We start from the raw sequence: 11257 nt of genomic DNA on the forward strand, positions 1-11257 counted from the left end.
GCCGGCCGCCGGCCGATCCGCGCCTGCCGTTTCAGAAGTTGAACTTGTCGACGTTGTCGGCGGTGAAGACGGCGGGATCGCCGAGGAGCAGCACGCCCGTCTTCTTGTCGAAGGTGACGGGGTGGCTCATGCCTTCGGGCGTCGTCTTCGCCGGGATCTCCTTGCCCTCGATCAGCTGCTGGCCGGCCCAGACCGTGAGGTAGCCGAGCTCCGCCGGATCCCAGAGGACCGAGTAGCCGAAGGCGCCGCTCTTCAGATAGGCGCGGGCCGTGTTCGGGCTGCAATAACCGGTGCCGACGACCTGGCCGACCTTGCCGGCGGTCTCGATCGCCTGGCCGACGCCGGGGCAGGTGGTGGAGGCGACGGCGATGATGCCCTTCAGGTCCGGATTGGAGGTCATCAGGTCGCCGGCGATCTGCGCGGCGCGCTCGGCGCTGCCGCCGGCATATTGCGGATCGAGCAGCGTCACCTTCGGATACTTCTCCTTCACCCGCTCGCGCATGAAGCCGATCCAGGCGTTGAGGTTCGACGCCGTCGCCTCGCCGGAAACGATGCCGATCTTTGCGTCCGGCCCGGTGCGCTTCACCATCTCGTCAATGATCGTGTAGCCGAGGCCCTGGTCGCTCGCCTGGGCGACGTAGAGCGCGCGGCCGGACTTCGGTGCGTCACTGTCGGAGGTGAAGAGCTTGATGTTCTTCGCCTTGGCCGCCTCGACCACCGGCGCAAGGCTCGATGCGTCGAGGACGCTGACCGAAATCGCCTCGACGCCCTGGTTGATCAGGTTCTGGACGATCTGCAGCTGGTCGACCGGATTGGTGTCGACCGGACCCTGATAGATGAAGTCGACGCCGAGCGTCTTGGCGGCCTCGTCGCCGCCCTTCTTCATCGCGTCGAAATACGGAATGCCGACTATCTGCGGCACGAAGGCGACGCGAGGCTTCTGCTGCGCGAAGGACAACCCTGTGGATGCGGCCAAGACGACCGCGGCGGCAAGGAGGATCTTGGAGGTCTTCAGCATGTGTCGGCCTTTCCTGTTGCGACGCGCAGAGGTTCAGGGACGCATCTCGAGCGCCCGCACGTCGGGATGCGCGCCCGTGATGAAGGAGACGATTTCCTCGGGATCGGTCGCCGCGCGGTCGCGCTCGGCGATCTTGCGGCCGCGGCGGAAGACCGCGATCCGGTCGGCGACCTCGAACACGTCGTGCATGTTGTGGCTGATCAGCACGACGGCCCGGCCGCTGTCGGCGAGGCGGCGGACGAGCTGCAACACCTTGCGCGTCTCGGCGACGGCGAGCGCGGCGGTCGGCTCGTCCATGATGACGAGGCGGGCGTCGAGGTTCAGCGCCCGGCAGATCGCCACCGCCTGGCGCTGGCCGCCGGACAGGCTGCCGACCGGCGCTTCCGCGTCGGAGATGTGGGCTTCCAGCTCCGCGAGGAGGCCCGCCACCTTCCGCTTCATGTCGCGGCGCCGCAGGAACGGGACGCCGAGGACGCGGCGGGTCAGCTCGCGGCCGAGGAAGACGTTCTCGGCGATCGACAGGTTCTCCGACAGCGCGAGTTCCTGAAAGATCGTCGCGATGCCCGCTTCGGCCGCGTCCTGCGGCGAGGCGAAGACCGCCGCCTGTCCGTCGATCAGAATCTCGCCGCCGGTGGCGGGATGGGCGCCGGAGAGGACCTTGATGAAGGTCGACTTGCCGGCGCCGTTGTCGCCGAGCAGCGCCAGCACCTCGCCGGCGCGGATCTCGAGGTTGACGTCGCTCAGCGCCTGCAGCGCGCCGAAGCGCTTGGAGATGTTCCGGGCCTCGATCAGCGGTGGCGCCATGGCGGTGTCCCCCTTGAAGAAGCCCCGGTCAGCCGACCGTCGTCAGCCAGCCGAGCAGGTTCTTCCACAGCCGGCCGTAGCCCTCCCAGGCGCAGAAGGCGGGCGAGAGCCAGTGCGGACCGATGTCGGAGGTCCAGGCGGCGGTGCGGCCCTTGCCGAAGGTTCCGGTGACGAGGAGGGGGTGGCCGCCATGCTCTTCGGGCAGGCTGATCAGCACGTCCGCGCCGGGCTTCGCCTCGACCTCGTTGACGCCGAGAAGCGGCGGCCAGGTGCCGGAAAGGCCGGCGAGAATGCCCTCGGCGGCCTCGATGGTCAGCGCCGCGCCCTCGGGAATCTCGACCCGGTCGTCATAAGGCAGGCAGGTCACCGGCAGCGCCTCCTCGACCGGCGTGCGGCGCCAGCGCGCCTTGCCGTCGATGCCTTGGAAGGAGAAGTAGCCGCCGATCATCAGGAGGCCGCCGCCGTCCGCCGCGAAGTCGCGGATGAGCTTCAGCCGGTTCGGCACGGTGCGGCTGTGCAGCCAGACCGCCGGCGGCAGTAGCAGCGAGTTCGCCCCGATATCGGAAAGGATAATCGCATCGTACTGCGCCAGACCCTCGCGCTCGAATGGGAAGGCCTCGACCGCCTCGTGTGCCGGCAGGTAGGTCAGGGCGAAGTCGGAGTCCTTCAGCGCCTCGACCAGCGGCTCCGCGCCGAGGTGGAAGGTCACCGAGCCGAACTGGTCGAAGCCCTTGTAGTGGGTCGCCGAGCTCATCCAGCTCTCGCCCACCAGCAGCACGTTCTTCTTCGCCATCATGGTCTCCTTTGCCCGGCACGTGCCGGATGAATGGTTGCTTGTCAGACGATCTGCGCGACGGATCGTCGCTCGATCAAGCGCACGGGCAGCCGTTCCGTGCGCGCGGGAACGCCACCTTCGATGGACTGCAGCAGGAGGTCGAGCGCCTTCTTGCCGATGTCCTCGATCGGCTGGCGGATCGCGGTGATCGGCGGTGCGATGAGTTCAAGCGGCCCGGCGTCGTCGAAGGTCACGACGGAGAGGTCGCGGCCGACCGCGACGCCCCGTGCCGCCAGGACCTGCAGCAAGCCGATTAGGATCTCGTCGTTGCCGGCGAAGACGGCGCTAGGCCGCGCCGGCCCGTCGAGCAGGTCGCCGATGGCCGCCGCGCCGAACGCGATCGCGTAAGCGCCGAAGCGTTCGGCCACGACGGCCGCATCGGCGCCCGCCTCGGCGACCGCTCGATGGAGCCCTTCGGCGCGCTCGCGCGCGCTCATGAGGTCGCAGGGTCCCCCGATATAGGCGAGGCGCCGATGGCCGGCCTCGATCAGGTGCCGCCCGGCGAGATACCCGCCCTGCCTGTTGTCGGAGAAGATCTTCGAGACGTCGGCCCCGGGCACGTCTTCGTCGATTAGGACGACGCGCGCGCTCTCGTTGATCGCTTGGGCGAGCGCGCCGTCGCCGTCGTGATGGTTGGTGGCGAACAGCAAGCCGTCGACCACCCCGACGCCCAGCGTGCGGATGTAGCGCAGCTCGCGTTCCAGGCGGTTCGAGGTGGAGCAGAGCATGACCGCGATGCCGCGCTCGTCCGCCGCCTGCTCGACCGCCGCGGCAAGCTTGGAGAAGAACGGGTTGTCGATGTCCGAGATCACCAACCCGATCGCGTCGGAGCGTCCGCGGCTGAGACTTCTGGCATGATGGTTAGGCCGGTAGCCGAGCTCGCGGATCGCCGCCTCGATCCGCCGGCCCGTTGTCTCCGGCAACGCGAGGGAGCCGCTGAGATAGCGGGAGACGGCCGCAGGCGACAGCCCGGCTGCCGCCGCCACTTCCCCTAGGGTCACCCGCTTTCGCCCATTCCTCTGCATGACCTCACGATCATCTTGTAAAGCGATTTAGTAAAGCGCTTAATTTGTGCAATTCGTGGTGCCCGGGGTTCCGGAAAGGGCATGCCGAAGAGCCAGAGTGTAAATCGGCGTGAGTCCCAACGCCGGTCGGCGTAGAAGACACTGATCGCGCTGAACTGGGTTTGGTCACTACGAGGAGCCGAACCACATGCGCGCGGGGCGACTGGTCTACGCGGCGATGGGCTTGGCCGAACCGCACCTGCGGATAGACTGCGACGACATCGATATGGGCGACGACGAGGAAGCGGAAGGCGACCGGACGTGCGCGTTACCATGGATCTTGCGGCCCGGATGTTGAGACCACAAGGCATTTTCAATATCTTCCCGCGTTTGGAGAGTTCGGACGCCGCTCGCTCCACCGCGGGCGTCGTCGAGCCCGCGTCAGAGCCGCGATCCGACGAGGACCTACACAAGCTCCTCTATTGCGTGGACTCCGGCGAGAGCACCAGGAGGTCGAAGCGGGGGTAGGCGTGCCCGGAACGTATCGATGATGGCGAGCCGCTTCTCGCTCGGCCCCTTGCCGTTGATCAAGTCCGACTCGCGCCTAAGCCGAACCGCCTCTCCATCGTCCGAGGGAATGCCGACTACATCGCCAGGTCTTGAGGAGACGAGAGCTTTCACGCCTCGCTCCGCAACCCCGTCGAGAGCCTTCACCGCCTCCGAGAGTCGCGCCGAGCGGCTATGCTGCCTCTCGACCGCTCGCCCGTCGAAGGGGCGGAGGTCAATGATGCCCTCCGTATGGAGCGATAGGCATCCAACGGCATGGAACGCCTTCAGCATGGCGCCGTGGCTGCGGTCCCTCTGCGGAGGCGTGGAAACCTAGATGCTTGTTCGCAGGCGCGACTACGCTCTTTCCCGCACGATGCTTCGAGCGTGGGCTGCCATCTCGAGCGCGATCGTCTCGCTGAGCCCGATATAGCTGGAGGGGTCGGCGGCCTCGCGCACTGTCGTCTCTGAAACCATGCCTTCCAGGACGCCGGAGTCGAGCAGGGTGTCGGCGAGCGGAATACCGGTTTTCAGCGCCTCGGCCACTGCATGGTGGACGAGGTCATGGGCACGGGTACGACCGCATATGGGCGCAAGCGCCATCATGACGTTCTCGGATGCCAGAAACTCGCCGCCGCGCTTGAGGTTCTCGGCCATCCGGCGCTCGTCGATGACGAGGCAGTCGAGCAGCGCCGCCATCTGGACGAGGAGATCGTAGGCGAGGGGACAGGTTTCCTGAACCAGTGCCGAGATCATCTGGTTGTTGGCGCCGTCGCCCTCGAAGGTCGGCTGCATCGCTTCCAATGCAAGCGGGACCTGTGCCCGAAGTCGGGCCGCCACGGAGATGACCTTGACCACGACCTTTGGGTTGACCTTGTGCGGCATGGTGCTGGAGCCGACGGCGTCGTCGCCGAGCGCTTCGGCCGCCTCGCCGTACTCGTCGGCCATCATCACGTAGAGGTCGCGCGCAATCTTCGAGCTTGTCGCCGCGAGGAGGCCGAGCAGCAGGACGTATTCCGCGGTGCAGTCGAGCGCGGCGCGCGAGGGGACTTGGAAGTGGCCGAGGCCGAGGCGCCGAGCCAAGCGCCGGTTGAGCTCCGGCCCCTGGGCGCCGACGGCATGCATCGCTCCCACGGCGCCGCCCCATTGCGCCCGAAAGACGCGCGGGGCGGCGGCATCAAGCCGCTCGCGATGCCGCAGCCATTCCTCAATCCAGCCGGCGACCTTGAAGCCGAAGGTGATTGGCAGTGCTTGGCGCAAATTGGTGCGTGCCACGGTGACGGTCGCGGCATGTCGCTCGGCAAGGCCGGCAAGGCTGGCGAGGATGTCGTCGAAGCGGTCCATCAGGCTCGCATGGGAGCGCTGCATCAGCAGGGCGAGCCCGGTCTGCATGACGTTCTGCGTCGTCGCACCCCAGTGGACGTAGCCGCCGGCATCGCCGTCGCAGGCACTCGAAAGGGCGCGTACCAGGGAGACGATGGGTGCCTTGGTACGCTCGATGTCGTCAGCCATTGCCGCCTCGTCGAGGACGGTGAAGTTCGCCTTGCGGCGAATCTCCATCGCCGCCTCGGCGGGGATCATGCCAAGCTCCGCCTGCGTCTCGGCAAGCGCCGCTTCGACCTCGAGCCAGGACTCCCAGACCGATCGACGGGAGAACGACGCTGCGATGGCGGCCGGGCTCGGCCGTGCGGCCGCCGGAGCGGAAGAGTTGCCGATATCGGTCATGCCTAGAGAACCTGATCAAGGAATGTACGCAGCCGCGGGCTCTCCGGCGCGTCGAACAGCCTGTCCGGCTTGCCCTGTTCGACGATCCGGCCCTGGTCCATGAACACGACCTGCCCGGCGACCTCGCGGGCGAAGCGCATCTCGTGAGTGACGACGAGCATGGTGATGCCCGAGCGCGAGAGATCGCGCATGACTTCGAGGATGCCCTTGACGAGTTCGGGATCGAGCGCCGAGGTGGCCTCGTCGAACAGCATGACGTCCGGCTTCATCGCCAGCGCCCGGGCGATCGCCACGCGCTGCTGCTGTCCACCAGAGAGGCCGGAGGGACGGCGCCGCTCGAAGCCCGCGAGGCCGACGGCGCCGAGTTGCTCCATCGCGACGGCTTCCGCCTCCTGCCGCTTCATGCCCCGCACCTTGCGAAGCGCGAGCGCGACGTTGTCCATCACCGAGAGGTGACTGAAAAGGTTGAAATGCTGGAAGACCATGCCGATCTTGGTGCGCAGCCGGTCGAGGTCGATCTTCGGATCGGTAATCTCCTGGCCCTCGACTAGGATGCGCCCGGCCTGCGGCCGCTCCAGGAGGTTCGTGCAGCGCAGAAGCGTCGACTTTCCCGACCCGGAAGGGCCGATCAGGCAGGTCGTCAGCCCCTTCGGAATGTCGAGCGTGATCTGATGTAGCACCTGATGAGCGCCGAAGAACTTGTCGACCCGCTCGAAGCGTATGCCGGGCCCGGTCACGTCGGCGCTCATCGCGAACTCCCCGGCGCCATCCGCATCCGCCGGTCCCAATTGTTGACCGCATAGGTCAGCGGGACGGTGAGAAGGAGATAGAGGATGCCGGCCGCCGTCAGGGGCGACAGGTTGGCGCTGTTGATCGCGGCGTCCTGCGCGATCGAGAAGATCTCGCGCTGCGTCGCCGTCAGGCCGAGCAGGAAGACCAGCGACGTCCCCTTGATCACCAGGATGAACTGGCCGGTCAGCGGCGGCAGCACGCGGCGGATGCCTTGCGGCAGCATGATGTAGACGAAGGCCTGCGCGCCGCTCATGCCGAGGGTGCGCGCCGCTTCGATCTGGCCGCGCTCGACGCTTTGCAGGCCGGCGCGGAAGATCTCGGCCATGTAGGCGCCCTCGATCAGGCCGATCGCCAGTGCCGCATAGGCGTAGGTGTCGCGCCCGAAGATTGACAAGCCCGCGAGCGGCAGGCCCTGGCCGATGAGGTAGATCGTCAGGATGTGCGGCAGGCCGCGCAGGACGTCGACATAGAACCGGCACGGAAAGCGCACGAGCCGCCGCGGCGCCATCAGGCCCGTGGCGATCAGCAGGCCCACCGCCATCCCGATCAGGGATGCGAGCACCGACAACAGGATGGTGTTCGGCAGGCCGACGACGACGAGCGTCCGAAGCGCCTGCCAGAGGATCGCAGGATCAAAGAACGTCTCCTGGATCCGCTGGAGACCGATGGGCATGGCGTCAGGTCACTTGGCCGCGGGGTGCGGCATGCCGGGATATTCGGCATACATCTCGTCGGGGATATCGACCGAGGGAGGATTCCACTTGGTCCACAACCTGGTGTAGGTGCCGTCCTTCATCAACTTGCCAATCGCGTCGTTCAGCGCGGCGAGGAGTTTGCCGTTCTGCTTGGCGACGGGGAAGGCGGCTATGCCGCTCGTCACCTTCTGCGAACCCTTCAGGTCGTCGTGCTGGTGGATGATCCTGTCAGCCGTCGCGAGGCCCGTGAAGAGGCCGTCGACCTGGCCGGCCCTCAAGGCATTGAGACTGGCGGCAACGTTCGGGAACTCGCGCACGGTGACGTTCGGCGCGATCTTGTTCAGGAGCGGGATCAGGGCGCTGCCGCGGGTGACCGCGACCGTCTTGCCGCCGGCTGACTGCACTTTGGCGATCGGCGCGTCGGCGCGGCTGACGAGGCGCGCCTCGCCATAGCCGACCGGGGTTGTGAAGTCGACCATCGCCTTGCGCTCGGGCGAGACGAGGACGCCGAAGGCGGCGGTGTCGTACTGCTCGTTCTTCACCGCCGGGACCATGCTCTCGAAGTTCGTAGAGACGAAGGTGACGTCGAGCCCGAGTTCCTTGCTGATGTCGCGGGCGAACTCGACGATGTAGCCGGTCGGCTTGCCGTTCTCGATGAAGGAGACGGGCTTGTCGTCGGTGCGGTAGGCGATCGTCAGCTTGCCCGGCACGACGGTCTTCAGCCTGCCGTCCGCTGCGCTCGCAACGCCCGGGACCGACACGGCGCCGGCGATCAAAAGGCTCAGGAACGCCAGGCTGCGGGCGCGGTGTGTCAGAACGGCTTGCATTGGTCGTCTCTCCCGTGACGATTCGATTTGCGGAGCCGCCGGGCGGCCGAGCCGGTCTCGGCCGGGCAGCCCGATCTCCTCCGCTGTCCGTCATAGACGATCGTGACGCGCGACCAATCGGACGCCGCGGCATTTTCTATAAGCTAGACTTATCCGCGATCGGCCGGGCCGCCTCGAGAAGCGTTCGCAACGCCGGCGCCGTGTCGCTGCGCCGGTAGAGCAGCACGAGGTCGGTGGCGATAACGTCGTGGAGCGGGTGGAAGGCGACGCCCGGCAGGCCCAGTCGGCTCGCCGTCTCCGGCACGAGCGCGACGCCGAGCCCTGCGCCGACGAGGCAAAGCATCGTCGCGATCTGCGGCACGGTGTAGGAGACCTTCGGCGTGAAGCCCGCCGCGCGGCAGGCGCTTTCGGACAGGGCGCGCAGCCCGCCGCTCGGCTGGTGCAGATACTGGACGAAGGGTTCTGCGGCGAACTCAGCGAGGCTGACGGCCTGTCCATCCGCTCCGTCATGGTCCGCCGTCGCGAGGACCATCGTCTCGCGGTCCAGGACGAGGCAGGCAATTTCCGGTTCAAGCGGCGGCAGCGGCGTGCGGGCGATGCCGAAGTCGAGCACGCGCTCGCCGATCTGTCGCAGCTGCTGGACCGCGGGCCGCTGATCGAGCTGCAGCGCGATCGGCGAGGAACCGCCCGCGATCGCCTGCATCAGCAAGCGGAAGGCCGGATGCAGCGCGGCCGAGCCTACATAGCCGGCTGCGAGCGTCCGGCTATTCTCGCGCCCGGCCGCCGAGCCGATCCGCTCGGCCCGCTCGGCCTGTGCGAGCACCGCCTGGGCTTCGGCGAGCACCGCCTGTCCAGTTGCGGTCAGCTCGATCCGGCGCCGCGTGCGGTCGAAGAGGGCTGTGCCGAGATGCGCCTCCAGCGTCTGGACGAGTTGGCTGAGCGCCGGCTGACTGACGCCGAGCGTCTCGGCGGCGTGTCCAAAATGCCGCGTCTCGGCAGCGACGGCAAAGGCGCGCCAGTGGCGCAATTCGACGGGCATCAAAACGTCCGACGCTCGAGGGCTCTGACCGCGCTTTCTGCGGCAACCGTTCCTAACACCGAACGGCTGTTCGAGTGCAGGTGCGTTGGCGTGAAGTCTTCATCCGCCCACGGTCCGCGCCGATCCCTCCGCCACAGGACGCTCCGGAGCATCAACGACTTGAGGGTAGATGGCGGAGGGGATGGGATTGTCCGCCGACCTAGGACAAGTAGTTGCCTTCTATGGAGCGCTATCGTTGCTGATTGCCGTTTATGTTCCGCCAACCGGCACCAACTTTAAACGTACGACCTAATCGGCAGTCCAACGCCTTTGCGGCCGCTTTGCGCCCATTCGAGCCATTCCGGTGAGCATCCCGTTTTACCGGGAGCGGACATTTGTGCAGCAGGCGGCGACGAACCATCTAACTCTCCTTTCTTCGGTAGCGCTGCATAGGCGTTGCAGGGCCGCGCGATAGCGAAGGCTATGTCTTAGGGTCCGATGGTTAGCCCGAGCAAAGCGTGGTGGATCGCGATGGCAGGTCGCTCAACGGTTCTGGCATGTTCGGATCGCCAGAATGCCGGATGTTCGACGACTGGAGACAGCACGATCTGTTCGTCGGCCCGCTTCACGCGCCCCAAATATGCGTTTACGCCGGCCGCTGCCGACTGTGCATCACCGCCGAGCAGATACCCCGCCATGAAGCCGGCAGCATGGTTTTCAGCGTATTTGCCCGAACGGAACCGATCGACGCCTTCGACCACATACTCGCGGCAAAGGTAGGTGTCGCTTCCATCCAGGCGCTTGCACTCTATGATCGCATGAGGATCGTGCTCAGCGTGGCGCAGGAAAACTTCTACGACATACAGGGGAATATCTGTTCGACCGTCGGGTGTCATGACATCGGGTTTAGAGCGCGACTCCATGCCGAGCGCCACGATGAAGGACTTTCCCCACGCCAGCGTTCCAGACGTCAGAGCTTGGCGCATGCCGTCTCGCAGCCGTTCGGTCATGACGACCTCGCCCTCTAAGGCCGTCTCCCCATCTATGGCCGCCAAAGCCCAGCCCTCCCGCACCGTCACCAGGATCGCGGCGACCACCTCATCGGCCAGGGCGATATATTCGCGCCCGGCTACGCCTTGGGACTCATGGGGGATCCTCAATGTCGGCGCCCCGCAAAGCTCTCGGCGATCACCGCGTCTGCGTCCTCAAGCGCCACGCTCTCCAGCCAGTGGCGACGAGCCGCCGGCTTGATGATCACGAGCTCGTTGCGACCATGGACCCGCAGTTCGCGCTGACCGGTGAGTGCGCTGGCGAGACGCACCTTCATTCGGTCCTCGAGCCGTCCGAAGACCGCCGTGAGACTTCCGTCGGGCGAGACGATTTCGACCTCCGGGGCCTTGGCGCCGTCCTCCAGGACGAACCGGACAATCCGCATCGCATCCGTGCCACACAGGTCGAACACTTCCGCTCGAACGCTTCGTTGGCGACGCGCCGAAAGCCATCGATCCAGCATGGCTGAGAAAGTCTGTGCATAGGCCGCGACACCCTGGCGCGGGTCCGCCGGGGTCACGGAGTCGGAAAGCCCCGCCCTCCATTGCCATCCGGCTTTGAGGAGCCCGTCTCGCACCACTATCCGGTCGTCAGAGTCGAGGCCGTAGACGTCGAAGACGGCATCGTCGAGCGCAATCCAATCTTCTGCGTTCGGAGCCCGAGTCCGGAATTGTTGCTCAAGCGCATAGATCTTTCGACCGGCATCTGAATCCGCGATCAGCTTGAGATCCGGCGTGGGCAGCAGCGCCACGTCCTGTCGGAAGAGACGCCGTTTGTAGAGGCCGAACTCTCCGGCGGTCATGAGGAAGAACCAAGCCGCCAAGGCTGAGTGTAAATCGGCGTGGAATAAGGGGTCTGACGCACTCTCGATGACGATCAGGCGGCGCCGAGCAGTCGGGCTTCGAGGAGATCGAGCTTGGCACGCCCGTACATCTGCCGCTTC

The 11257-nt window shown here is 66.4% G+C and carries 8 protein-coding genes and 2 pseudogenes; all 10 read right to left on the reverse strand.

The window, feature by feature from the left end; all coding sequences use genetic code 11:
* Nucleotides 1-31: 31 nt before the first annotated feature.
* On the reverse strand, nt 32-1018 hold the full coding sequence (locus tag AB5S17_RS21740) for an autoinducer 2 ABC transporter substrate-binding protein (RefSeq protein WP_369243290.1): 987 nt from the start codon (nt 1016-1018) through the stop codon (nt 32-34).
* A gap of 33 nt (nt 1019-1051) precedes the next feature.
* Nucleotides 1052-1822 (reverse strand): ATP-binding cassette domain-containing protein, encoded by a 771-nt coding sequence (locus AB5S17_RS21745; RefSeq protein WP_369243292.1) that lies wholly within the window; start codon nt 1820-1822, stop codon nt 1052-1054.
* 28 nt (nt 1823-1850) lie between these two features.
* Nucleotides 1851-2615, reverse strand: a complete 765-nt coding sequence (locus AB5S17_RS21750; RefSeq protein WP_369243293.1) for a glutamine amidotransferase — start codon at nt 2613-2615, stop codon at nt 1851-1853.
* A 44-nt stretch (nt 2616-2659) separates the two neighbouring features.
* A complete protein-coding gene (locus AB5S17_RS21755) occupies nt 2660-3682 on the reverse strand; it encodes a LacI family DNA-binding transcriptional regulator (RefSeq protein WP_369243294.1) in 1023 nt (340 codons plus the stop codon).
* Between the two features lie 882 nt (nt 3683-4564).
* Complete coding sequence (locus AB5S17_RS21760) at nt 4565-5932, reverse strand: lyase family protein (protein ID WP_369243295.1); 1368 nt, start codon at nt 5930-5932, stop codon at nt 4565-4567.
* Between the two features lie 2 nt (nt 5933-5934).
* Nucleotides 5935-7397 (reverse strand): annotated as a pseudogene (locus AB5S17_RS21765) (amino acid ABC transporter permease/ATP-binding protein).
* A 9-nt stretch (nt 7398-7406) separates the two neighbouring features.
* A complete protein-coding gene (locus tag AB5S17_RS21770; RefSeq protein WP_369243296.1) occupies nt 7407-8246 on the reverse strand; it encodes a transporter substrate-binding domain-containing protein in 840 nt (279 codons plus the stop codon).
* Nucleotides 8247-8382: 136 nt separating this feature from the next.
* Nucleotides 8383-9285 carry a LysR substrate-binding domain-containing protein gene (locus tag AB5S17_RS21775; RefSeq protein WP_369243297.1) on the reverse strand — a complete coding sequence of 301 codons (903 nt, stop codon included), beginning with the start codon at nt 9283-9285 and terminating at the stop codon, nt 8383-8385.
* 467 nt (nt 9286-9752) lie between these two features.
* Nucleotides 9753-10424 (reverse strand): hypothetical protein, encoded by a 672-nt coding sequence (locus AB5S17_RS21780; protein WP_369243298.1) that lies wholly within the window; start codon nt 10422-10424, stop codon nt 9753-9755.
* Nucleotides 10421-11257: pseudogene (locus tag AB5S17_RS21785) on the reverse strand (hypothetical protein); the annotation flags it as partial. The gene AB5S17_RS21780 and the pseudogene AB5S17_RS21785, both read right to left, overlap by 4 nt.

The organism is Jiella sp. M17.18, assembly GCF_041027365.1.
GTDB lineage: Bacteria > Pseudomonadota > Alphaproteobacteria > Rhizobiales > Rhizobiaceae > VKMB-3413.